Here is a 23,628-nt window from a genome sequence, read left to right as displayed (position 1 = left end):
CTCAAGGTTCAGGACCGTTGCCGTGCTCGCCGGGATCGCGGCGCCCCTGGTCGCCATCCCCCTGGCTCTGCCGGCGGCCGCCGGCACCATCAACAATCCGCTGACGGTCACCGGAACAGTCCGGTGCACCATCGGTTCGGCCGAATCGCTTCTGATCAGCGGCGGCGGGGAGTCACATGGCGCGACCGTGGGCGTCGGCGGACGCTTCTCGACCGTCTTCGGCAACCCGCAGCTGCCCAGCACCGCGACCGTCCAGGTCAGGTGCGACGTCCTCGGTAAGCGCACCTACCGCTCGACGAACTTCCTCCTCTACCGCCCGCAGTCCGGCCAGACCCTCGTGGTGAGCCTGGCCGCCTGACCAGCCCACCCGACGGACCGGAACTCGAGGGGTGCGCCCGCGAAACGCGGCGCACCCCTCACGGCGTGCCCCGACCGCGTGTGGAGTCGGGCGACTCCACACGTCTCACCCATCAGCGGTTCGACGGCCAGGGTCGGTGGAATCGGCGTCGAGGGGATTGGCGGCGATCCGGCTGGCGACGCCGCCCGCTGACATCCCAGCTGGTCGCGACCTGCAACAGGTGGGATTCGGGGTCGTCGTCGGGGGCCACATCGTCGCGCATGTGCAGGATGATGATCTCCTCGACCCGGGCGGTGCGCTGCGGCGACCAGCCGGCGCCCACGCCGAGGACCCAGGCCAGCTGTCCGCCCGCGACCTCGAACGGCAGCCGATGGCTGTCGAACGGCTCGGTCAGCCCACGATCGTGCGCATAAGTAGTGCTGGACCCGACGCCAGAGCCGCGACGGCGGGCAGCGGTGGGCGGTGCGGGAAAATGATTGGCGGGCCGCGCGGCGGCGATGGTAGCGTTCTTTCACGGTAAAAGGATCAGTCCGGGTCGGCGTGCCGACGGGCTGTCGGAATCTTCGGGAGGTGGCTCATGGCCACGCGGGTTGTCATCGCTTCTGCGGCGCTGTTCCCACTTTCCCCCCGGGTCACCGACTGACCGTTGTCACCTCGCCGCGCGGCTTTCCCCCGCCCGGTTCCCGGTTCCACCATGGGTGGCAGAAGGCCAGCGGGACCCACCTCACCCAAGGGTCTCGACGTTGTCTTCTCGACGTGCTTCTTCGCGTCACCAGCATGCCCGCACTGACCGCCCTTTCCGGCCAGCCGATCCGCCGGCCGCCACCAACGCATCTTCGGCCGGTGTTCCCGGCACCGAACTGCGTCGCTATGGCTGGACCGCCAGCGACGAAACACGGTTCGCACCCCGCCGCACCGCCGGACTGATCCCGGCCCGTATTCTGCGTCGCGACCGGGATCGCTGTGATCTGGTCACCGAGCGCGGGACAGCCAATGCCCGGATCGGTCTGACGCATGCCAGCGACGCGCACCTGACGCCCTGTACGGGCGACTGGGTGGCCTTGTCCACCGCGGCGGACCCCACGATCGTCGAGCTGCTCACGCGGCACAGCGCCCTCGTCCGTTCGTCGGCATCGGGCCGCTCCGAAGGCCAGGTGCTGGCGGCGAACATCGACATCGTGCTGGTGGTCGCCACCCTGTCGACCGAGCCGGATCTCGGCCGCCTCGAAAGGCTGCTCACGCTGGCCTGGGAAAGCGGAGCCCGACCACTGATCGTCCTGACAAAGGCGGATCTGCTCGTCGACGGCAGCCGCGACGGCGCCGCCCGCGCCCTGGCCGCTGTCACCGCCGCCGCACCCGGCGTCGACATCCTGACCGTTTCGGCGTTCGACGGGACCGGTCTGGCAGCCCTGCGCGACGAACTCGCCGCCGGCGCGGCCGCGGACCCGACGGGCTCTGGGCCGACGCCCGGAGAAGCCGTGCTGGGTGGCCGATCGGCGGTCCTGGTCGGGCCGTCCGGCGTGGGCAAGTCGACGTTGGTCAACGCCCTGCTGGGTGAGGAGAAACTCGCTGTCGGACGGGTTCGGCCGCAGGACGGAAAGGGTCGGCACACGACCGTACGGCGGGAGCTGGTTCCGCTGCCTTCCGGTGGGATTCTCATCGACACCCCCGGTCTGCGTGGAATCGGCGTCTGGGATGTCGACAGCGGGCTCGACGCGACCTTCGCCGAGATCACCGAACTCGCCGCGGACTGCCGGTACGGGGACTGCGAGCACCGCACCGAACCCGGCTGCGCGGTACTCGCCGCCATCGAGGACGGCACGCTGCCCGAACGAAGGCTCGCCAGCTACCGCAGACTGCTGCGCGAGAACGCCTGGCTCCAGTCCCGCCGAGACGCCCGCCTCGCCGCCGAACTCCTACGCCCCTGGAAGAAGATCGAACTGGAGCAGCGCCGCCTTTACGCCGACCGGGCCCGCCGCGAACGACGGTGACCGGGACCGCTCAACCCAGCGCCAGCAGAGCCGCTCGCGTTTCCCGGTCCAGACCTTCCACCGCGTAACGGAAGGTCTCCCGCCTCATCTGCGCATGCCAACGGTGTCGGTAGTCGGCCAGGTCGACCGGATGGACCTGGCCGACCACCTTCAGCAGCCAGCCACATCCCTTCTGGACGTAGACATCGTCGTCGTACAGGAGCGAGGTGGCGTTACCGAAGGCGTGCGCGACGGGAAGTTCGAACGTGACCCTTCCCACCCTGCGCCGAACGAACTTCACCACCGCGACGTTCGCCGCCCGGCGTGTCCACCCGGACTCGCCCTCGACCCATCCGCGTGTTTGTGGAATCAGCTCCAGGTGCCCGCGCAGGAACGGGTAGAGCAACTTCAGGCAGAGGTCGTCGCACTGCGCCCAGTTCGACACATACCGGTTCAGCCAGATCTCGGCGCGGTCGAGGAAGTCGTCGTCCAGCTGGGATCCGGCGACCTTGTGCAGCAGCGCGAACGCCAGCAGCACCTCCTCGTGGTGGGAGGCACGTTCCAGCACCTCCTCGGCGATCTCGAGTCGCCGGCCGGCCGAAACGCTTCCCCGTCCCTGGAGATACCCGTTCGCGACCGCCACGACCGTGGCGTTGCTGACACCGAGAGCGCGAATCCGCCGCGGGAAGAAGCGCTGCATCCGCAGCGCGAAATCCGCGTCGCCGCGCACCGCCAGCAACGCCAGCACCTCGTCGGCAGCGGCGCTGGCGGCGGCACCGACACCCACTTACGCCGCCTGGAGCGCGCGGACCCGGCCTGAGGGCCGGCCGGCGCACCGTCCCTGACGGAACGTCCTCAAAGACATGAAAACAGCCTCTCATGAGGCCTGCGGGCCCCATCGCCGCGGCGTGCCGGCGAGTTGGCGCGGGGCTCAGCTACCGCCGCAGCGCAGACGATCCACGACAGGTGATCCAGGCCCCGCAAGGTCACCGGGCCCGCCGGCGCCTACCGCCACCGGGTCGACCGTCGGCCAGCCGGGCGCCACGTGCGGGTCGAGCAGCTGACGAAGATCGCCCCGGCGAGTGACGGCACAGCCCTACCGAGGCGGGGATCGCGGTCGGATTCGGCGCCCGGACCCGGGCCGGACCATGCGCGAAGGCCCGGGCCGGACCATGCGCGAAGGCCCGGGCCGGACCATGCGCGAAGGCCCGGGCCGGCCAGCGCCAGAGCCGCGGCCGAAGCCCGGGCCGGCGGTGAGAAGCCCAGGCCGGCGGCCCGCCGGGTATTCCCGCCAAAGCCTATCTTTAGCAGAGGGTAACTATTCTCACAGTCCGCCCGTTCCCCCTGTTCGTCCAGCGGGGGAAGCGTGAGGGTATCGGTAGAAAACCTGCCGTCTTCCAGCCGATCATTCTTGCCATTTTCGCACGCCCAATACCAGAAGGTATTTATGCGCCAAGGTCCCCTTGCTGGCAGATACGCGGCATCCGCTGCCATGGTGATGTTCGCAATTATTCCCTATCTGGCACTGTCGGCCGCGCTTGACCCGCTGGCACCGATCATCGCCAGCCAGCTGCACATGAGCGCGCAGACGATGAGTCTCAGCTCGGGCCTGGGTAACGCCGCCTACGCGCTCGGCACGGTGCTCGCCGTCCAGCTCGGCCTGCACCTGCCGCAGCGACGGATGCTGCTCGCCTATGCGGCCCTGCTCGTCGTCGGATCGGTGCTGACGGCGGTGGCGCAGAACGCGGCCATGTTCATCGCCGGCCACACGGTGCAGGGCCTGGCCACCAGCATGCTGCTGATCGCCGCCGTCCCGCCGCTGGCGATCGGCTATCCGCGCGAACGGCTGCACACCACCGTCATGATCATGAACATGGGCATCTTCGGCGCGGTCGCGCTCGGTCCGTTCATCGGTGGCCTGCAGGCCGACGCGGACGCCTGGCGACCGCTGTTCTGGATCGTCACCGCGGTCTCGGTGCTCGCGCTGCTGCTGGTCGTGCTCACCTTCGAGGACGCACCCCCGGCGAACCCCGACGCCCCCCGCGACCTGCCGGCCATCGCGCTGGCCGCGGCCGGCAGCCTCGCGGCCTTCCTCGGCGCGTCCGAACTGACCAGCCACAGCTTCCTGGACGTCGAGGTGATCGTCCCGCTGCTGGGCGGTCTGGCCCTGATCGTCGGCCTCATCGTCTACCAGTACCGGTCGGCGCAGCCGCTGCTGATGGTGCGGGAGATGCTCACCAGCGCGATCCCGGTCGCGGGCGTGGTGACCGCGCTGTTCGCCGCGGCGGCGTCGGTGTCCGCGACGGTGCTGACCGCCTCGGTGCTTTCCGAGACGTACGGCCCGGTGCGGGTCGGACTGCTCTTCCTACCCGAACTCGGTGGCGCGGTGATCGCCGCGGGTGTGTTCGGTCTGGTCATCGCCCGGCGTTCCCTGCACTACCTGCCGCTGGTGGGCATGGTCCTGCTCGCCGCCGGGATTCTCGTCTTCCGGCTCGGGATGCCCGACAGCCAGCCACTGGCGTTGCTCGGCTCCGCGCTGACCGGACTCGCCCTGGGCGCCACGGTCGCCCCGGCGCTGTTCGTGGCCGGTTTCTCCGTACCTTCCGCGAGCCTGCCGCGGGTGTTCGCCGTGGTCGAGCTCCTGCGCGCGGTCGCGGCTTTCATGATCGCGCCGATCTTCGCCCATTTCGCGGCCACGGTGACCGGCGACCTCAACGAGGGAACGAACATCGCCCTGTGGATCGGCCTGGGCCTCGCTCTGGCCGGCGCCGCGCTGGGTGTCATGATCTACGCCCTCAGCGGTGCCCGCCCGCAGACCCCCGACCTCGACACGTTCCTGGCCGGCCAGCGTCCGGCCTGGTACTCGCCGCCGCTGCTGAGCCGAGTCCGCAGGTCCCACGATCTGGATGATCTGGACGTGGCCCTCCCCGTCCCGGAAAGCGTCGACTGATGTCCACATCCCGCTCCGACGCCACACCCCATGTCGCCGCCACACCCGACGCCGACGCCGGGCGGCCCGGTGCCCGGGCTGGTCGTCCCACCGGCCCGGTGCTGTTCGCCTATGACGGCGGTGACGTCGCCGGCCACGCCATCGAGTACGCCGCGTCGCAGCTTCCGCCCGGACGGGAGACGCTTGTGCTGTGCGTGTGGCAGCCCTCCGACGTCGGATTCACACCGGTCGGCCCGCAGCATTTCGACGCGAACAACGCCGCCGAGGTCGAGAAGGCCGCCGCCGACGTCGCCGCGCACGGTGTCCGGCTCGCCGAGGCCGCGGGACTGCGCGCCCAGAGCATCACCGTCCAGGCGGCGCCGACCTGGCAGGGCATCGTCGCCACCGCCGCCGAGCGCCAGGCCGCGCTCATCGTGGTCGGCGCGCATCGGCACTCCCGGCTGGCCGGCCAGTTGCTCGGCAGCGTGGCCAGCTCCGTCCTCGCCCATGCCGGCGGTGCCGTCCTGGTCGTCCACCCGCCCGGCTGACCCGGACCCGGACCCGGACAGCACAGGCGGCCAGGAGGCTGGCGAGGACGCGGGAGTCGGCCCGTTGTTCAGCGGGTTACGGGGCCGGGGTGCGCTCCTGGTGCCGGCCGGAGGTGAGCATCCAGGCCAGGTGTGCGCCTGGCATGTCGCGGATGGTGCGCACGATCAGGCGTAGCCGGTCCGGGTCCGTCGTCGGCGCCAGGCGCCGCGCGTCGGTGAGAAACGCACGTTCGGCCTCGCCGAGGTCGTGCGACCGTCCGGTGATGTGGGCGTGTACCTGTTCGAGTGCGGTGCGCTCGTCGCAGCCCGTGGCATGGCGGAGCACGAGGACGTAGTTGGTGGTCTCGCCGCGTGCGCTCTCCCGGGGCAGGGACACCACGTCGTTGCACCAGGCGGCGATGTCGCTGGAAGCCGCGCACAGCTCGGTCCAGCTGCTGGTGGCGGCGAGGCCCGGCGGGATCTCGGTCTGGTGGACGACTTCCAGCAGATCGAACATGAACATGGCGTTGTCGTCGCGGCGCAGGGACGGGTATTCGGCCGGGGTCGCCAGTGTGCCGTTGTGCCGGTGGGTGATCTGGGTGAGAAACGCGTCGCGATGGTGATGGATGTGCTCGAGGATGCGGCGGCGCCACTGCGCGGGCATCCCCCGGGCGGTTCGGGGCCACAGGTCCGCCAGGGCGGTGACCGGGGCGGGGGCCGTGGCGGGCACGGGCCGTCCCTCGATGATCGAGGTGATCGCGGCGTAGGTGGTGTGCACGAGCTCGGCGCGCAGGCCCATCGGCCCCTCGTCCTGCTCGTCATCGAGATGGAACAGCCACAGCACCCACTGGGCGAAGACCTCGACGCCGCCGCGGGGTGCGTCGGGCAGGACGCGCGCGGCCAGCAGATGGAAACCGGCGGCGTCGAGCCGGGCACGCTCGCGGGCGTCGGTCACCAGGCCGACCCGGGACGCCCAGGTCATGAGCTGGTCGCCGATCTGTTCGGCCGCGGGATGGATCCGCTCGGGAACGCGGATGCCGAAATCGGATCTGGGCATGCCGGTAGGGAAGACCTGGGTCATGGGGAGCTGTCCTCGGTGACAGAGCGGGGATACGGGTAGGCGCACCCGACTGAGGTGCTCTCCCAGCGAACACCAGGCGGCGTCTTTGTTCCGGGACAAGGACGCCGGATAGAGGCTTACGGCCTGTTTTGCGGACGTTCGCCGACCGGGCCTGGCCGGTGTGGATGTCCCCGACGGCCGCCTGGCTCTGGGCGAGGCGGCTCGGTGGTCAGCGGCTGGCGGACTGGTCGTCGCGTAGTTGCTGGTTGATCTTCTGGGCTTCCGCGAGCTGGTCTTCGAGGATGACGATGCGACAGGCGGACTCGATCGCGGTTCCCTGGTCGACGAGCTCCCGGACGCGGGCGGCGATGCGCAGCTGGTAGCGGGAGTAGCGGCGGTGGCCGCCCTCCGAACGCAGCGGAGTGATCAGGCGAGCCTCACCGAGGGCTCGCAGGAAGGCGGGCGTGGTACCGAGCATGTCGGCCGCGCGGCCCACGGTATAGGCGGGGTAGTCGTCGTCGTCGAGGCTGTCAGCCGGTTTGCGGGTTGTTCCAGGACTCATCGCACCTCTCTTGTAGCTGCATCGGATGTGGATGCGTCGGATGTGAACACATCGAATCGTGGATACGTCGAAGGGGGCCCTGGTGTCGTCCGACACCAGGGCCCCGAGGGCTCAACACCATCTACCGGCCAGGTTCGCCGGGTTCCTGGCTCCGCGCCGCCGCCTCAGAGGGCGGGTGCGGAGATCGCGTGTGCGTGACCGGGAACCACCTTCCAATCCGGGGCATGCAGTGACCGAGCGACCTGGACCATCGCCCGGGCGATCCTGATGGCGTCTGCTCCTCTCCACTCGCTGTCTGACGGGGTACTGCCGAACTTCCGCGGTGATGCTCGGCGGCCTCCCTGGCCACCGTCCCGCTCGCGACAGTTCGTGTCTGCCGCGACCCTGGACTCCGTTGGGTACGAGAGCAAAGCTACCTGACGCGAGGACCGATGTCTACTGTGGCGGGGACAGATTTTTCGCCTCTGAGCGAAGAGGGTTGCTGCCGTGGGCGGGTGCGGCCTGGAGCCGAGGCCGCCGACCCGCGCGCGGCGGTCCAGATCCCCGCGACCTGGCCCACCCCGACGACCTCCACCGCGCGGACCTCGCATAATGGCTGGCTGTGACAGTTACGCGTGCTTCTGCTGATGCCGCGCGCCAGGCGGTGGTGGAGGGGGTGTTGGAGCGGATCACCTTCGTCAGCGAGGAGACCGGCTACACCATCGCCCGGCTGGCCACCGAGCGGTCCGGCCCGGACCTGCTGACGGTGGTCGGACCTTTGCTGGGCGCGCAGATCGGGGAGAGTCTGCGGCTGACCGGGCAGTGGGGCAGTCATCCCCGGTACGGCCGGCAGTTTCAGGTGCACTCGTACACCACGGTGCTGCCCGCCACGATCCAGGGCATTCGCCGCTACCTCGGCTCGGGGCTGATCAAGGGAATCGGGCCGGCGATGGCCGAGCGGATGGTCGCGCATTTCGACACCGACATCCTGCGGATCATCGAGGAGGAGCCGGCGCGGCTGATCGAGGTGCACGGGCTGGGACCCAAACGCACCAGAAAGATCACCGACGCCTGGGAGGAGCAGAAGGCGATCAAGGAGGTGATGGTGTTTCTCCAGGGGGTGGGGGTGTCCACCTCCCTGGCCGTGAAGATCTACAAGAAGTACGGGGACGCTTCCATCGGTGTGGTCCGCACGCAGCCCTACCGGCTCGCCGCCGACGTGTGGGGAATCGGGTTTCGGACCGCCGACACCATCGCCCAGGCGGTCGGCATTCCCCACGACAGTCCCGAACGGATCAAAGCCGGGTTGCAGTACACCCTGTCGCAGGCCGCCGACGACGGGCACTGCTTCCTGCCCGCACCGAACCTGGTCACCGAGGCGATGAAGATCCTCGAGGTCGAACGCGCGCTGATCGGCCCGTGTCTGGAGCAGCTCGCCGCCGATGAGGGCGTGATCCGCGAGGGCGTTCCGGCCGGGGACGCCACCGTTCCGGCGGTCTACCTGGTGCCGTTCCACCGCGCGGAGACCTCCCTCGCCGACGGGCTGCTGCGGCTGCTCCACGCCGACCAGGATCGGTTGGCGACGTTCACGGACGTGGACTGGTGCCGGGCGCTTGGCTGGCTGCGGGGCCGGACCGGTCAAGAGTTGGCCGACGAACAGGAGGCAGCGGTCCGGCTCGCGCTCACCAGCAAGGTCGCGGTGCTCACCGGCGGTCCCGGATGCGGCAAGAGCTTCACCGTCCGTTCGGTGGTGGAGCTCGCCCGGGCCCGCAACGCCCGGGTGGTGCTGGTCGCGCCGACCGGGCGGGCCGCGAAACGGCTGGCCGAGCTCACCGGGCACGAGGCCGCCACCGTCCACCGGCTGCTGGAACTGCAACCCGGCGGCGACCCCCGATATGACCGGGACAATCCGCTGGACGCCGATCTGGTGGTGGTGGACGAATCCTCGATGATGGACGTCATCCTGGCCAACAAGCTGGTGAAAGCGGTCCCGCCGGGAGCACATCTACTCCTCGTCGGTGACGTCGACCAGCTTCCCTCGGTCGGCGCCGGTGAGGTCCTGCGCGACCTGCTCGCCGCCGACACCATCCCCAGGGTCCGGCTGACCAGGATCTTCCGGCAGGCACAGCAGTCCGGCATCGTGGTCAACGCCCACCGCATCAATTCCGGGACGCCGCCACAGCTGAACGGCTTCGCGGACTTCTTCTGGTTTTCCTGCGAGCCGGCCGAGGACTCCGGTCTGCATCCAGCGGAGGAGACCGCCACAATGGTGGTGGACATCGTCGCCCGCCGCATCCCGAAACGCTTCGGGCTCGATCCCCGCCGCGACGTTCAGGTCCTGGCACCGATGCACCGCGGACCGGCCGGGGCCGGCAATCTCAACATCCTGCTGCAGGAAACCCTCACCCCGGCGCGGGAGGGCATGCCCGAGCGCCGCTACGGGGGGCGGGTGTTCCGGGTCGGCGACAAGGTCACCCAGCTTCGCAACAACTACGAGAAGGGCAAGGCCGGGGTTTTCAACGGGACCGTCGGCGTCGTCACCGCCATCAACTCCGAGGAACAGACGCTGACCGTGCTCTCCGACGAGGACGAAAGTCTCAGTTACGACTTCTCCGAACTCGACGAGCTCGCCCATGCCTACGCCGTCAGCATCCACCGCTCCCAGGGCAGTGAATACCCTGCCGTCGTGCTTCCCCTCACCACCTCATCGTGGATGATGCTGCAACGCAACCTCCTCTACACCGGCGTCACCCGCGCCAAAAAACTTGTTGTCCTGGTCGGATCCCGTAAGGCGCTGGCGGCCGCGGTCCGAACCCCGGGAGCCGGGCGTCGCCACACCGCACTCACCCACCGCATCGGGACGTCCAAAGCCCGTGGCAGTTCAGCAGCCTGAGGTGTCGAGCCCCACCGCCGGGCAGAAGTAGCGACTCCGGAACAGTCCGCGCCGCCGACGGGGGCGGCGCGCCGAGGCTCACCGGTCGCAGCGCAGGACGATCTTGCCGAACTGTTGGCCGGTGAGGGCCCTGGCGATACCCGGGCGGGCGTCGGTGAGGGGCCAGACTGTGTCGATCACGGGTACGGCGCCGGTGGTGGCGCACAGCCGGGCGAGTGCAAACAGCTCGGCGGGGGTGCCCATCGCACTGCCGTGCAGGGAGATCGACCGCACGAACAGGTCGGTCAGGTCGAGGCCGACGGTGGCACCGGTTACGGCCCCGGCGATCACGACCTGCCCGCCGGGGCGGACCGAGCGCAACGAGTGCGCCAGCGTCGCCTGACCGACGCAGTCCAGGGCCGCGTCCACGGGTTCGGGCAACACGGCGCCGGACGGGAAGGCGGCATGTGCGCCGAGGTGCTCGACCGCGCGTCGACCGCGGTGCGGGTCGCGGCTGGTGACCCACACCCGCAACCCGGCGGCCACGGCCAGGCGGATCAGGGCGGTCGGGACGCCGCCGCCCGCACCCTGCACGAGAACCGTGCCACCGGGGGCGACCCGGGCGCGGCCGAACAGCATCCGGTAGGCGGTCAGCCAGGCGGTACCCAGGCACGCGGCCTGCTCCCAGGTCAGCTCCGGCGGCTTCGGCACCAGGTTGGCGCGGGGCACCTGGACCCGCTCGGCCCAGGTGCCGTCGACACCCTGCGACAACATCCGCAGACCGGGATCGTGCATCGGATCGGGGTACCGCGCCGCCGCCAGGATGGGATAGACGATGACCTCGTTGCCGTCCGGGTCGAGGCCCGCACCGTCCGAGCCGAGCACCCGCGGCGGCCCGGCCGGATCGAACCCGTGCCCACGGATGGCGGCCAGGTCGCTGTGATTGACCGACGCGCATCGCAACGTCACCGTGACCCACCCGTCCGGCGGCGGCGGCTGGTCGCGATCGTCGATCTCAATGCCGGTGAGCAGCCCGTCGGGGTCGGGTGCCGTTCGGCGAATCGCCCGCACCGCGCTCAGTCCCGGGGAAACGCGTAGGGCAGGTCGTGGCTGATCACATGCTCGGCGATCAGCCACCGACCCTCGACCCGACGCAGCGTGGACCGGTTGTAGCCGGACTCGATCGGGGTGATGGTCCCCTGCGCACCGGACGTTCCCGGCGGCCACCCGCCCTCGGGTTCGGCGCGGCCGACCACGTTGTGAACCAGAAACTGGACGTCGATGGTGGCGGTGTCACCGTCGACGTCCACGATGTGGTTGAACGTGGTGTGGTGGCTCCAGCCGCGCGGCGGGTGCGGGGCCATCATTGCCGCCACCGCCTGCCCGATCCGAGCCGCTGTCCGCACACTGCCGAGCGGGGTACGGCCGCCGTCGCCGGTGTAGTAGATCTCGACCACCGCGTCCTCGGTGAACAGGGCGGCCATCGCCGGCCCGTCCCGGTGGTCGGCGGCGCGTACGTAGGCGGCCACCACCTCCTCCACCTGCCGCTCGGCACTCTTGCCGACCATGACCGGCGCCGACCGCAGCGGCCCGGGAGACGATTCCGTGATCATGAAAAGCCCCTTCGTCGAGGCCTCACCCAGAGGCCAACCACATGAGAGTCTCAGGTAGTTGCCTGAGAGTGTCAAGCAGTTGGTGGAGAGTCTCAGGTATCGTGGGCGGGTGGGTACGCGGCCGTCCTTCACCGGGGAGACGCTGACCGGCGAGATCGCGCGCGGTAGCTTTCCCGAGATCCGCCGGGCGATGCTCGACTTCGTCGGCGCCTACCTGCTCGACTTCGAGACCGCTGCCCAGCAGGCCGGGCTGACCCTCGCCCAGGCGCGGGTCCTGGGCTTCGCGGCGATCAGGCCGTCGGCCATGAAGGACATCGCCGCGCAGTTCGGCTGCGATCCGTCCAACCTCACCGCCAAGGTCGACCGCCTCATCGAACTCGGCCTGGTCGAACGCCGCTCCGACCCGGCCGACGGACGCGTCAAGCTGATCGCGGCCACCCCCGACGGCATCGCCGCGTCGGCCGCACTCTGCCACAGCCGCGACTGGCTGGCCGACGTGCTCGGCTCCCTCACCGCCGACGAGGCCCGCACCATCCAGACTGCCTTCGACCTGCTGGTCAACCGCCCGGCCTGAGGTCCTGGCCGTCAGCTCGTTCGACGGCGGGGGCAGAAGTGAGCGGGCTGTGCCAATGCCACGCCGATGTGCGGCTCCGCCACCAGCACCACCCGGACCGGCCAGTGCGGACCGGATCCTGCGTCGCGTCCTCGGTCACCGACCGGGTCGGACCGCACGCCGATCTCTCACTGATCCGCCGCTGCGGCCCTGGGCTGTTCCGGCGCAGGGGACAGATGGGCCGCGATGATCTGCCAGCGGCCGCTGTCGTGGACCCAGGTGCGGGTGTAGTCCATCACGACGGAGACGGGTTCACCGCTGATCCGGGCGGTGATCGCGGCTCGGACGAAGGTGGCTCCGGTAGCGCCGTGCAGCAGGAGGTGTCGGCGCAGCTCGACGTACGAGGTCACAGCGAAGGCTCCCGACGCGTAGCCCGCGACGTCCTCGGCCTTGCCGTGGAGCAGACCGTCGTGCCCGCGGGCGACGAGGTCGTCGTGCAGCACGTCGGCGAGCCCCGCGGAGTCGTTGGCAGCCACCACGGACTGGAACTGATCCTCGGCCCGTCCAAGACCGGCGAGATCCGCGGACTGTGCCATTGTCATGATCTGAGTCTCCCGCAGCAGCGAACACCGCGTCTCCGGGTCCGCCGTCGGCGCAATCGAGCACGGAAAAAAGTGACCGCTATCCGTCGACCAGCACCCAGACGGCTCTGGGGTCCCTGCTCGATTTTCCAACCCACCGGATCAGACCTTCGGCCTCCAACGCCTTGAGGCGGATCTTCAGCGCCGGCCTGCTCATACCAAGAGCCTCGGCGAGATCGCCGGTTCCCGAGGGGCTACCCGACGCACGCAGGGCATCCAGAACGTCCTGGCTGCCCCTGGGCAGGCTCGCCGCGGTTCTGGCATCAAGGCGAGGTATGGCCGCGAGTACCAGTTTCACGCTTCCGGCGCTCTGCTTGTACATCGGATCCGTGAGGCCAACCCTCCTCATCTCCTCGAACATACGCTTGATTCCCTCGCCGAGTTCCTGCGCGACCCGCAGGTCAGCACAGACCCGTGCGATCCGCGGGTTTCGTGCGAAACGGCTGATGTCCAGCGGTCGCGACGGGTCGGCGAGCCCCGGGAAACGACCCGGGCTCTCGATCTCGATCCTGTTCGGATAGATCTCCACCCTGATGTGGTCGCCCCCAAGGCTGTACGAACGATGGATCACCGCGTTGACCGGCCCCTCAAGCCAGGCATCCCGTGGGACGATCGAGCGGCCGACAAAGGTGCCGTCCCTGTCGGGCACGCGCCGCTTCGGGATCTCGCATACGCGTCCGCGAGCGGGTCATGCGGAGCGCGCCATGCCGGGCACGTCGTCGCCGGCTATGCCACGGCCGGGATGACGACCACCGGGCACGGAGCGTGGTGCAGGCACTGGTGTGTGACCGAACCGAGCAGCAGTTCGGCGAAGCCGCCGTGCCCCCGGGACCCGACGACGAGCAGCTGGGCGTCCTCGGTGGCCGTCAGCAGCGCATGGGTGGCGCCATCGGTGACCAGCATGTCCTCGACGGTGAGGGTGTCACGTTGCGCGATTCCCGCGTCCAGGCAGGCATCGAGCACCGAGCGGGCGGCCTTCTCCGAGGCCTCGAAGTCCACACCCACGTAGACGGCGGGGTAACCCACCGGCACCGGCGCCCAGGCATGCACCACCCGCAGTACCGCACCGCGCAGGCGGGCCTCTCCCGCGGCCCAGCGCAACGCCTCGATCGACGTGGGCGAACCGTCCACGCCCACGACGACCGGCCCGTTCGTCCGCGACTGATCAGCGCGGACCACGACGACCGGCGTGGTCGACCGGTGCACGCAGGCGGCCGAGACCGACCCCATCAGGAGCCGGGGCAACCGGCTCGCCCCGTGCCTGCCGACCACCAGGAGATCGGCGGTGCCCGCGGCGGCGAGGAGGGCGTCCGGCGCATGCCGTGCTTCCACCCGTTCCACCACCGGTACCGGGCATCGCGGGTCGGTCGCGTTATGGATGGCCGTCTCCAGGATCCGCCTCGCGGTGGTCTCGGTCTCGTGCTGACCGGAGCCAACGCTCATCGTGACGACGGAGGCCGGTGAGTGCTTCGGTGACCAGGCCAGCAGGGCGGTCACCGTGGTGCCGCGCGTCCGTGCCTCCCGCATGGCCCACCGCAGTGCCTGCTCGGCTTCGATCGAGCCGTCCACTCCGACCACGATTCCGCTCATCGCGCACCTCCGTCGTATCGAGATCTCTGCTGTGTCGGACACAGCGTCGTCTCGCCACGGCCGCCGATCGAGGGCTGTGCGGCAATACCGGCCGGGTCACTGGACCCTGTTCTTCCGTACCAAGGGCTCGTTGTCAGCCCGCACGCGAACAACGAACGGGAAATTTCACCTTTTCGACCTGAATCATGGGACAAAAAACGAAGATCCGTAATATGTGGGCCTGACCGCGGGCGCCCCGACCGCGTGCGGCGGCGCGGGCGCTCCGAGACGGGCCGAGCGACCTGGACAGGAGGGACGATCGACCCCGAAAAGACAGCCCAAGGAAAGAAGTCCGACCCCATCCCAGTGGGAATACTGAACGTGTCCGGACAGACGACATCGGGTGGCGGGCCGACCGGAATGTGCCTGCCGCGGCAGTGATGGGAGCACGTCCATGGTGACCAGCACGACGACGATGTCCGCGGACCTGGCCAGGTCCGCGGTGGAAACCGCCATCCTGGCGCCCTCGATCCACAACTCCCAGCCGTGGCGCTGGCGCCTTCGGGACGGTGTTCTCGAACTCCGCGCGGACCTCACCCGCGCGACCCCGGTCGCAGACCCGGACCACCGCCAGCTGGTGATGAGCTGCGGCGCGGCACTGTTCCACGCCTGGGTGTCGCTGCGGGCGGCCGGGCTCGCGGTACAGATCGACGAGCTGCCGGACGGCCCTGACATCACCCACGGGCGTCTGGCCACCCTGCGGGTCATCGGCACGAGCGCACCCGCTCCGGGGGATCTCGCCCTTGCCTCGGCGGTCCACCACCGTCACACCGACCGGCGGCCTTTCGACCCGGCTGACCTGCCCGCCGAGGTGGTCCACGGGCTACGCCGGGCCGCCGAGGAGGAAGGCGGCTGGCTGGACTCGCTGGCCAGCCGGGAGGCCCGGGTGGAGCTGTCGGTGGTGCTCGCCCACGCGGACTGGATCGAGACCCACGACCCGGCCTACCAGGCCGAGCTGCTCCACTGGAGTCGCACCGACCCGGACGCGACCGACGGTGTCCCCCGCGGTGTGGTGGTGGGCAGCGAGGAGCCACGCCAGTCGGAGTTCTCCCTGCGTGACTTCGACGTGATCGGCGAGGCCGGTCAGCAGCTGCGCGAACCCCGGGTCGAACGCCCCGGCGTGCTCGTGCTCGGCACCGACGGGGACGACCCGGAGAGCTGGCTGCACGCCGGGCGGGCGTTGGCCCGGGTCCTGGTCGTCGCGACCGCCGCGGGTCTGGCCGCCTCCCCTCTTGGCCAGGCGATCGACCTCGAATCCACCCGCGCCCTGGTCCGCGAGGCCACCGGCGGGATGGGAACGGCCCAGATGATCCTCCGCATCGGCTACCCGGACCCCGCCGCGCAGCCGCTGCCGCCGACCCGGCGCCGTCCGGTCACCGAGGTGCTCGACCTCGCCGATCAGGCACCGGCCTGACCGACGCACCTCATCCGGTGGCCACCGGTAGGACGAGAACAAAAAGCGACCAGGCCGATCACTCGGCCTGGTCGCTTTTCTGGTTCTCACGGAAATGTCGTGTTCCCGAACGACAAACGCCACCGGCGACGGCGACGGCGACGGCGACGGCGGATAATTTTTCCGGGTAGACCATCTGCTTCCAGACACGGCGAGCAACAGCGCCGCCGGCTACACGTCCAGCGGTTTCACCATGACAATGTGTCGACGGCGGAGATGATCGAGGATCCACAAGATGCGCGTTAACGATGCCGTGCGGGGAGGTGGACCGCGATGACACCGGGGATCGCGCGGACAAGGGCGAGCAGCAGGTCGGGAAGGGCGGCCGCCGGCTCGGCCAGCGTCACCTCACCGTCGGCCACCGAGACCGCCGGGGAGACCTCGGCATACCAGTCGAGAAGAACCTGCCGCACATCGTCAGCGATGTCGCTGTCGGGCCGGGCGAGCAACCGCACCAGGTCGCGGCGACTGACCAGGCCGACGAGCCGGTTGTGGTCGTCGAGGATCGGCAGCCGGGTCAGATGCTCGGACAGCATGATGCGAGCCAGATCGGCCAGGTCGGCATCGGCCCTCGCCGTGACCGCGGGCGTCGACATGACGTCGGCGACGATCCGCCGGTCCTCGGGCCGGCCAGAGGCGTCGACATGCTCCGATGGCAGGGCGGCCACGATCAGATCACGGCGGGCATGGCGGCGCGGGTCCGGTGCGCAGCCGATGGTGAACAGGTCCGCCTCGGTGACCACACCCACCAGGGTGCCGTCCGCGTTGACCACCGGAAGCCCGCGGACCTGCCGACGAAGCAGCAGCGTCGCCGCCTCCTTCACCGAGGTCTCCGGGCCCACGCAGTACACCTCGGTTGTCATGACGTCACAGGCGCGCATGATGCTCCCTCCTTCGCGTTCCGATCGCCGGCCCCATCGACACGAACGCCCACGAAGATCTTTTCGGGGGTGGTCACGGGCAGCCCGAACTCGTCGTAGATCGGCGCGTCCAGCTCCCGCAGGCGCGCGGCGCTGGCGCGCAGGTGATGGGCACACAGAAAGATCTCCTGCGCGGCACGGTCACCCGCCCCCGGCAGGACAACCCGGGCGACGGGTTGGCTCGGGCAGCAGCAGGCCCTGGCCGCCGCGTCGATCGGCACCGCCTGGCCGACGGACGGACCACCGGCTGGCCGAGACCGCTCGGCGTCATACCCGGCGGTCGGAACAACGGGATGGGTGCGTCGTGCGCCACGAAAGCTCATGGACCAACACTGGTCCTTCGGGCTGTGCACAGCGACTACCAGAGGTCCCAGCCGCCGCGGACCAACGGCACGCTGACCCGCAACGCATGACCATGCCGGCCGGTGTCCGCGGTGGCGACGCGACCGGAACACGTACGAGGATCACCTGGGAGTCCGCGGGCGATGGGCGGGAAGGGTCGGTCGGCGCAGGCCGAAGGTCCCTGTCTCGCACCACCCGGAATGCGGAGCATGAGGCACCTACAGGCCCGGTCCGACGCCATCCGGCCCTGACCCCGATGGCACGCAGGGCACAACTCACCCGCGGACCGACACAAGCCGACGGGAGTACCGGGTCACCCGCAGGTCGGACGCCCGAGACCTGTTCCGGTCGCCCATCGTCAGGAAAGGCTGGATCCATGACCGCACAGATCATGCCGAGCCCCGCGTCCGTGGTGGAGACGCACACCTCGGTTCTGGTCTTCCTCGGAGATCGGGTTTACAAGGTCAAGAAGGCGGCGGACCTGGGTTTCCTCGACTTCCGGACCCGCCAGGCACGGCTGGCGGCCTGCCAGGCGGAGGTGGCGCTCAACCGGCGGATGGCGCCGGACGTCTACCTGGGGGTGGCCGACGTGTCCGGGCCCGACGGCCAGCTGTGCGACCACATGGTGGTGATGCGCCGTCTGCCCGCCTCGCGTCGCCTGTCCGCGCTGGTCACCTCGGGCACGGACGTGACCGGCGTACTGCGGGACACGGCCCGTCTGGTCGCCGCCTTCCATACCCGCTGTGACACCTCGACGGAGATCACCGAACTCGGTGGTGTGAAGACTCTGCGAGCTCTGTGGGAGGAGGGGCTGGCCGGGGTGGCTCCCTTTCTCGGGGATCCGCTACCGGCGCGGCAGGTGGCCGAGATCGGGCGGCTGGCCAGCCGGTACCTCGACGGCCGTGGCGCGCTGCTGGCCGAACGTCAGCAGCGCGGCCTGGTCCGGGACGGACACGGTGACCTGCTCGCCGACGACGTGTTCTGTCTGGACGACGGGCCACGAATCCTGGACTGTCTGGAGTTCGACCAGCGGCTGCGTGCCGGCGACGTACTCGCCGATGTGGCGTTTCTGGCGATGGACCTGGAACGCCTGGGCCGCCGCGACCTGGCCGACCATTTCATGTCGGCCTACCGGGAGTTCTCGGGCGAGACCCATCCCCGGTCGCTGGAGGACTTCTACGTCGCCTACCGGGCCTTCGTCCGCTGCAAGGTGGCGTGCATCCGATCCGCGCAGGGCGACGCCGACGCCGCCGAGCAGGCACGGACGCTGGCCACACTCGCGTTGTCCCGGCTGCGGCGCGGGCGCACACGCCTCGTCCTGGTCGGCGGCCTGCCGGCATCGGGAAAATCGACGCTGGCCGCCGGCGTGGGGTCCGCCGAAGGCTGGACGGTGCTGCGCTCCGACGTCATCCGCAAGGAACTGGCCGGATTGTCGGCCACCACCCCCGCCCCCGCCGAACCCGGCGAGGGCCTCTACCGGGCGGAGATGACCGATGCCGTCTACACCGAGCTGATCCGCCGCGCCGGTGTCGCCCTCGAACGCGGCGAGTCGGTGATCCTCGACGCCTCCTGGGGAAGCCGCCGGCACCGGCGACAGGCCGCGCGACGCGCCCTCGAGGCCGCCGCCGACCTCATCGAACTGCGCTGCGCCGTCACACCGGAGATCGCCCGTACCCGCATCGCCGCCCGGATGGAGGCGCGCACCGCCGCCGCCGGCACCACGACGGACGGGCTCGACGGGCTCGACGGGCTCGACGGACGCGGTCGCGCGGGTGGGGCCGAGGGTGGCGATGGCGGGGTGTCAGACGCGACCGTCCCGGTGCTGCTGGAACTGGCACGCAGCGCCGATCCCTGGCCGGAGGCCACCACGATCACCACGACCGTGCCGGTGGCGGGGACCCTGCGGACCGCGCGCGGACTCCTCACCTGAGTTCTCGCCCGCGGCGAGACGACGATCCTCGATCTCCGTGTGTCACTGGCATGTTCGGCAGCCATCGAGACCGTGATGCGCCCCCTGCCTGACGGCACGTGACATATCGCCATGTGGTGCGCAGCCCTATCATCATCGGCGATCCGCAGTCCTCCTGCGACATGCACTCGGGGTGCCGGTGAGCGACCGTAACGATGATTCCGTCCGCACCGGTGGGGTGACCGCGTCCGCCGCGCCCACCGGGCCCGCGGGCAGAACTCCCGGCAGGGATGCTCCCGGAGCCGGTCTGACGTTTCCCTCGGTCGCCCGGCTCGAACTGGACGAGCTGCTGACCCAGTTGGTGGAACGCGCCCAGGACGTCATCGCCACCCAGGGCCGGTTGCGGGGCCTGCTACGCGCCACCCGGATGATCACCACGGATCTGCGGCTGCCGGTGCTGCTCCGGCTGATCGTGGAAGCGGCCTGCGAGCTGCTCGACGCCCGCTACGGCGCCATCGGCGTGCTCACCCCGGACCGCCGGCGGCTCGAGGAGTTCATCCACGTCGGGATGGACACGGACGCGGCCGAACGGATCGGGCATCTTCCCACCGGCCATGGCCTGCTGGGCGCACTGATCGATGATCCGCGCCCCCGCCGGGCCGAGGACATCGCCCGGGACCCGCACGCGGCCGGCTTCCCCCCTGGGCATCCAGCGATGCGCACGTTTCTCGGCGTGCCGATCCTGGTGCGCGGCGAGGTGTTCGGCAACCTCTATCTGACCGACCGGCGCGACGGTCAGCCCTTCACCGCGGAGGACGAGGAACTGGTCCTGGCGCTGGCCGCGCAGGCGGGGGTGGCGATCGAGAACGCCCGCCTGTTCCAGGAGTCCCAGGCACGGCACCAGTGGATGAGCACCGCCGCGGAGCTCGTCGGGCTGTTGACCACCGGCACCGACACTCCCCTGGAACTGGTCGCCGACCGGATGTGTGCGGTCGGCGAGGCCCAGTACTGCGCGGTCGTGACCGCCTCGGCGGCCCTACCGGCACACGGCGATGACAGCCGAGCCGGACGAACCGTCCGACTCGCGGTCGCACTCGGTGCCGGCGAGCCGAATCCGACCGGTGCCGTCATCGCCGAGGACGGCACGCTCGTCGGCCAGGCGCTGGCCGAACAGCGCCCGATTCTGGTCGACGATCCCCAGCTCGACGCCTCCGACCTGGAACGGGGCGAGGACACCGCCTCGCTGATGGTGCTGCCGCTGCCCGTCCCCCGCCATGAGCGGGCGATCGTGCTGCTGGTCGGCCGGGACCAGGGCCGGCCGGCGTTCACCGAGTTCGACCTGGACATGGCGGCCACCTGCGCCGGTCATATCGCGGTCGCGCTCGAACTGGCCCAGGCCCGGGCCGAACGCGAACGTCTCCTGGTCGCAGACGACCGCGGGCGGATCGCCCGGGACCTGCATGACCACGTCATCCAACGGATCTTCGCCATAGCGCTCGGCCTGCAGGATCTGGCCCAGTACGAGAACCCGACGAACGCCGGTCGGCTCGCCACCTACGTCGAGGACATCGACGCGACCATCAGGGACATCCGTCGGACGATCTTCGAGTTGCGACCCGGGTCCACGGGCACCGCCCGCGGCGGCGGGGTACGCGACACCCTTGACAAGATCGCGGCCGATGCCCGGCCCGGCCTCGGGTTCGTCCCCACCGTCCGCTACGCCGGGCCGGTCAACAGTGTCGTCGACGCGGGCCTCGCCGAGCATGCCAGCGCCGTCGCACGCGAGGCGCTGTCCAATGTCGCCCGCCACGCCCGGGCGAGCTCGGTCACGCTCGCCGTCCAGGTCGTCGACGACCAGTTGATCATCGAAGTGATCGACGACGGTGTCGGCATGTCCGAGACGACCCGGCGCAGCGGACTGGACAACCTGCGCACCCGCGCCGAATCCCTCGGGGGCACGTTCACCGTCACGGCGCCGGCCGGCGGCGGAACCCACCTGCGCTGGGCCGTGCCCCTGTGACGGACCGTTCCCGCGCCCAGGCAGCGCCCTGATGACGGCGACCTGAGCGGGGCTACTGCGACGGCAGATCGCCACCGAGGTGCTTGTAGGCGATGACGGCCGCCTGGGTGCGGCTGGTCAGGCCGAGCTTGTCCAGAATGCCGGACACGTAGTTCTTCACCGTCTTCTCGGCCAGGTGAACCCGCCCGGCGATCTGCCGGTTGGTCAGCCCCTCGGCGATCAGACCGAGGATCTCGCGTTCCCGCGGGTTCAACGGTGCGAGAACCGGGTCCTCCCGGGGGCCTTCCCGCAGCCTGCTCAGCACCCGCCGGGTGACCGACGGCGACAGCAGTGACTGCCCGGCCGCGACCGTCCGGACCGCGCCGACCAGATCATTGCCCCGGATCTCCTTCAGCACATAACCGGCCGCACCCGCCATGATGGCGGAGAACAGGGCCTCGTCATCGTCATAGGACGTGAGAATCAGACACGCGATGTCCGGGAAATCCGAGCGGATGTCCCGGCACACGTCTATCCCGCTGCCGTCCGGAAGTCGACCGTCCAGAATCGCCACGGTCGGCCGCAGCGCCGGGATACGCCGCAGTGCCTCGGCCGCCAGCCCCGCCTCACCGACGACCTTGATGTCCTCATGCCGCTCCAGCGTCTGGCGCAGCCCGTTACGGACAATTTCGTGGTCATCAAGGAGAAAGACACTGATCACGCCCATGGCGCAGAGACTACGCGGTCCACCGACGTGCAGGGGCGCAGATCAGTGCCGCAACAACGCCACACAGTCGACGCTGGCGTGGACGGTGGCCACCACCATGACCACGGCCGTGGCCAGACACGTGGTCGCCGACAGAAGTGGGGCCCGTGCCAGCGCAGGGGGATCCTCGAGCAGCGCCGCCATGCGGTCGGGGACGCCACCGTGCAGGAAGGCGGGGCTCACACCGGACCCGGGTGGTCGCCGCTGGGCGCGCGCGGCCGCGAGGGCGGCCTTGCCCAGTGCGCGGGCGAGCAGCCGCCGGTCACCGATGGCGAGTGCCGCCGCCTCGTCAGCCGCCCGTTCGCAGCCCTGCTCGACCAGCCCCGGCAGGCTGTGCAGCAGGGGGCAGACCGCGGCGCACCAGGCGGCCACCATGCGGTACCAGTGGTGCCGTCCGGCCAGGTGGGCCCGTTCGTGGGCGAGGACGGCCGCCTGCTCATCCTCGGTCAGACAGCGCCGCAGGCCGCTGGTGATGGCGATCCGGCCGCCGGTCAACCCCCCGACGGCGCATGCCCGCGGGACCGCGTCGGGCAGGTCGATGACGTCGCCGACGAAGGGGAGCCTGGCGAGCCGCTCAGCGTGCACGAGTTCGCGCGCCTGACGTGCGCCGAGCCTGCCCGTTCTGATCATGATAGTGACCAGGGTGCCGGCCGCGACGACGGTGAGCAGGAGCGGGACCGTCCGCAGTCCGGCCGGGGCACCGGCGAGCCCGCCGCTGGAGCGCAGATAGGCGAGCCGGTCGGCGAGGACCGCGGCGAGCAGGACCAGAGACCACAGCCAGCAGCTGGCACCGAGGACCGCGGCTGCCGTGACGGCCGCGTAACCGCGCCGGTGGGACAGCCGGCGGGCCAACGCGGGCAGTCCCACGGCCAGCACGATGTTGCCCAGCAGCGGCAGCCACACCATGTACCTCACTGCCCGTCCCTCATGAATGGTCGGATGGGGTATCTGGTCGCCGGGGCTCGTTCCCGCCGTGTTCGCCCGCCGCCGCCCCACCTGGCCGTGCGGGAGACCGGCCCGCCTGGTCGCCGGGGTCCGCCTCCGCTCGACGCAGCAGCTCGAGCAGTGTCGCCTCGTCGCCTGGCTCGAGACCGTCGACGAAATGGCTGAGCACCACCGCGCGGGCCCGACCACCGCCGAGCAGGGACCGCATCCGCGCCGCGGCCTCCTGCGCCGCCCGCCCGCTGGGCGTGTAGACGTAGGTGCGGCCAGCCGAGGACCGTTCGAGCAGCCCCTTGGCGTGCAGGCGGGTCAGGGTGGTCGCGACGCTGGTGTAGGCCAGGTCCAGGCCCTGCTCGCGCAGCCCCTGCTGAGCCTGGGCCGAGCTCAGCGCCGTCGGCGCCGCCCACAGGACCGCGAGCAGGGCGTTCTCGAGTTGTCCCGCCTCCCGCCGGCCGGACCGGCCCGTCATCTGGGTTCCCCGCTCACCGGCTCATCATATGTCTTCTACTACTCGAGTAGTATTACTATTCGAGTAGTAGAAGTCGTGCCGGTGGGGTACGGCATCGCCGCAGCTGGACTGGCATGGCTCGCCGAGCGACTCCCG

At 70.3% G+C, this 23,628-nt stretch carries 22 protein-coding genes and 1 pseudogene; 9 read left to right on the top strand and 14 right to left on the bottom strand.

Annotation, left to right across the window (positions count from 1 at the left end; all coding sequences use genetic code 11):
* The first annotated feature begins 22 nt into the window (after positions 1-22).
* On the top strand, positions 23-358 hold the full coding sequence (locus MXD61_RS12785; protein WP_248813171.1) for a hypothetical protein: 336 nt from the start codon (positions 23-25) through the stop codon (positions 356-358).
* Between the two features lie 178 nt (positions 359-536).
* Here MXD61_RS12785 and MXD61_RS28860 read toward each other — a convergent pair.
* A pseudogene (locus MXD61_RS28860) lies at positions 537-764 on the bottom strand (cyanamide hydratase); the annotation flags it as partial.
* Positions 765-1,218: 454 nt separating this feature from the next.
* On the opposite strand from MXD61_RS28860, the gene rsgA reads away from it, so the two are divergent.
* Positions 1,219-2,349 carry a ribosome small subunit-dependent GTPase A gene (rsgA, locus tag MXD61_RS12775; protein ID WP_374628869.1) on the top strand — a complete coding sequence of 377 codons (1,131 nt, stop codon included), beginning with the start codon at positions 1,219-1,221 and terminating at the stop codon, positions 2,347-2,349.
* A gap of 10 nt (positions 2,350-2,359) precedes the next feature.
* Here the strand turns inward: rsgA and MXD61_RS12770 are convergent, their stop codons facing one another.
* Complete coding sequence (locus MXD61_RS12770) at positions 2,360-3,115, bottom strand: DNA alkylation repair protein (protein ID WP_248813166.1); 756 nt, start codon at positions 3,113-3,115, stop codon at positions 2,360-2,362.
* Between the two features lie 705 nt (positions 3,116-3,820).
* Here MXD61_RS12770 and MXD61_RS12765 point away from each other — a divergent pair.
* Together MXD61_RS12765 and MXD61_RS12760 are read left to right on the top strand one after the other, a co-directional pair.
* Positions 3,821-5,278 carry an MFS transporter gene (locus MXD61_RS12765; protein WP_248813164.1) on the top strand — a complete coding sequence of 486 codons (1,458 nt, stop codon included), beginning with the start codon at positions 3,821-3,823 and terminating at the stop codon, positions 5,276-5,278.
* The gene (locus tag MXD61_RS12760; protein WP_248813162.1) at positions 5,278-5,805 is read left to right on the top strand and encodes a universal stress protein; all 528 of its coding nucleotides are present in this window, start codon (positions 5,278-5,280) and stop codon (positions 5,803-5,805) included. Before MXD61_RS12765 ends, MXD61_RS12760 begins: the two co-directional genes overlap by 1 nt.
* Positions 5,806-5,881: 76 nt before the next feature.
* Here MXD61_RS12760 and MXD61_RS12755 read toward each other — a convergent pair whose 3' ends face one another.
* Together MXD61_RS12755 and MXD61_RS12750 are read right to left on the bottom strand one after the other, a co-directional pair.
* Positions 5,882-6,865, bottom strand: a complete 984-nt coding sequence (locus MXD61_RS12755; RefSeq protein WP_248813160.1) for a terpene synthase family protein — start codon at positions 6,863-6,865, stop codon at positions 5,882-5,884.
* 208 nt (positions 6,866-7,073) lie between these two features.
* Positions 7,074-7,406: a MerR family transcriptional regulator gene (locus MXD61_RS12750; RefSeq protein ID WP_248813158.1), complete on the bottom strand. Its 333-nt coding sequence runs from the start codon at positions 7,404-7,406 to the stop codon at positions 7,074-7,076.
* Between the two features lie 601 nt (positions 7,407-8,007).
* On the opposite strand from MXD61_RS12750, the gene MXD61_RS12745 reads away from it, so the two are divergent.
* Positions 8,008-10,278 carry an ATP-dependent RecD-like DNA helicase gene (locus MXD61_RS12745; RefSeq protein ID WP_248813157.1) on the top strand — a complete coding sequence of 757 codons (2,271 nt, stop codon included), beginning with the start codon at positions 8,008-8,010 and terminating at the stop codon, positions 10,276-10,278.
* A gap of 78 nt (positions 10,279-10,356) precedes the next feature.
* Here MXD61_RS12745 and MXD61_RS12740 read toward each other — a convergent pair whose 3' ends face one another.
* Both MXD61_RS12740 and MXD61_RS12735 read right to left on the bottom strand, forming a co-directional pair.
* Positions 10,357-11,328, bottom strand: coding sequence for a zinc-binding dehydrogenase (locus MXD61_RS12740; protein ID WP_248813155.1), 972 nt, complete (start codon positions 11,326-11,328; stop codon positions 10,357-10,359).
* A gap of 5 nt (positions 11,329-11,333) precedes the next feature.
* A complete protein-coding gene (locus MXD61_RS12735) occupies positions 11,334-11,870 on the bottom strand; it encodes a nuclear transport factor 2 family protein (protein WP_248813153.1) in 537 nt (178 codons plus the stop codon).
* Positions 11,871-11,979: 109 nt separating this feature from the next.
* Between MXD61_RS12735 and MXD61_RS27645 the strand changes: the two genes are divergently transcribed.
* A complete protein-coding gene (locus MXD61_RS27645) occupies positions 11,980-12,444 on the top strand; it encodes a MarR family winged helix-turn-helix transcriptional regulator (protein WP_248813152.1) in 465 nt (154 codons plus the stop codon).
* Between the two features lie 167 nt (positions 12,445-12,611).
* Here the strand turns inward: MXD61_RS27645 and MXD61_RS12725 are convergent, their stop codons facing one another.
* From MXD61_RS12725 to MXD61_RS12715, 3 genes are all read right to left on the bottom strand, one after another.
* A complete protein-coding gene (locus tag MXD61_RS12725) occupies positions 12,612-13,025 on the bottom strand; it encodes a nuclear transport factor 2 family protein (protein ID WP_248813151.1) in 414 nt (137 codons plus the stop codon).
* Between the two features lie 79 nt (positions 13,026-13,104).
* On the bottom strand, positions 13,105-13,713 hold the full coding sequence (locus tag MXD61_RS28475) for an ATP-binding protein (RefSeq protein ID WP_248813150.1): 609 nt from the start codon (positions 13,711-13,713) through the stop codon (positions 13,105-13,107).
* Between the two features lie 77 nt (positions 13,714-13,790).
* Positions 13,791-14,654, bottom strand: coding sequence for a universal stress protein (locus MXD61_RS12715; protein WP_248813149.1), 864 nt, complete (start codon positions 14,652-14,654; stop codon positions 13,791-13,793).
* Between the two features lie 433 nt (positions 14,655-15,087).
* On the opposite strand from MXD61_RS12715, the gene MXD61_RS12710 reads away from it, so the two are divergent.
* The gene (locus tag MXD61_RS12710; protein ID WP_248813148.1) at positions 15,088-16,107 is read left to right on the top strand and encodes a nitroreductase family protein; all 1,020 of its coding nucleotides are present in this window, start codon (positions 15,088-15,090) and stop codon (positions 16,105-16,107) included.
* Positions 16,108-16,388: 281 nt separating this feature from the next.
* On the opposite strand, the gene MXD61_RS12705 is transcribed toward MXD61_RS12710, so the two are convergent.
* Together MXD61_RS12705 and MXD61_RS12700 are read right to left on the bottom strand one after the other, a co-directional pair.
* Positions 16,389-17,027, bottom strand: coding sequence for a CBS domain-containing protein (locus MXD61_RS12705; RefSeq protein WP_248813147.1), 639 nt, complete (start codon positions 17,025-17,027; stop codon positions 16,389-16,391).
* On the bottom strand, positions 17,006-17,389 hold the full coding sequence (locus tag MXD61_RS12700) for a hypothetical protein (RefSeq protein ID WP_248813145.1): 384 nt from the start codon (positions 17,387-17,389) through the stop codon (positions 17,006-17,008). The genes MXD61_RS12705 and MXD61_RS12700 overlap by 22 nt, the downstream gene beginning before the upstream one ends.
* A gap of 395 nt (positions 17,390-17,784) precedes the next feature.
* Here MXD61_RS12700 and MXD61_RS12695 point away from each other — a divergent pair, with 395 nt between their 5' ends.
* Together MXD61_RS12695 and MXD61_RS12690 are read left to right on the top strand one after the other, a co-directional pair.
* Entirely contained in the window at positions 17,785-19,338 is a 1,554-nt protein-coding gene (locus MXD61_RS12695; RefSeq protein WP_248813143.1) for an AAA family ATPase, read from the top strand.
* Between the two features lie 178 nt (positions 19,339-19,516).
* Positions 19,517-21,337, top strand: coding sequence for a GAF domain-containing protein (locus MXD61_RS12690; RefSeq protein WP_372511873.1), 1,821 nt, complete (start codon positions 19,517-19,519; stop codon positions 21,335-21,337).
* 52 nt (positions 21,338-21,389) lie between these two features.
* Here the strand turns inward: MXD61_RS12690 and MXD61_RS12685 are convergent, their stop codons facing one another.
* Genes MXD61_RS12685 through MXD61_RS12675 form a run of 3 tightly spaced genes read right to left on the bottom strand, consistent with a single transcriptional unit; the run spans position 21,390 to position 23,493 of the window.
* Positions 21,390-22,043: a response regulator transcription factor gene (locus MXD61_RS12685; protein ID WP_251079853.1), complete on the bottom strand. Its 654-nt coding sequence runs from the start codon at positions 22,041-22,043 to the stop codon at positions 21,390-21,392.
* Between the two features lie 42 nt (positions 22,044-22,085).
* Positions 22,086-22,988: a M48 family metalloprotease gene (locus MXD61_RS12680; RefSeq protein ID WP_248813210.1), complete on the bottom strand. Its 903-nt coding sequence runs from the start codon at positions 22,986-22,988 to the stop codon at positions 22,086-22,088.
* Between the two features lie 19 nt (positions 22,989-23,007).
* Positions 23,008-23,493 carry a BlaI/MecI/CopY family transcriptional regulator gene (locus tag MXD61_RS12675; RefSeq protein ID WP_163549338.1) on the bottom strand — a complete coding sequence of 162 codons (486 nt, stop codon included), beginning with the start codon at positions 23,491-23,493 and terminating at the stop codon, positions 23,008-23,010.
* Positions 23,494-23,628 lie beyond the last annotated feature (135 nt).

It is taken from the genome of Frankia sp. AgPm24 (genome assembly GCF_023243055.1).
GTDB classification, from domain to species: Bacteria; Actinomycetota; Actinomycetes; order Frankiales; family Frankiaceae; genus Frankia; species Frankia umida.
Note: the sequence above shows the minus strand (reverse complement) of the source record. Positions and strands in the feature narration are given on the sequence as shown.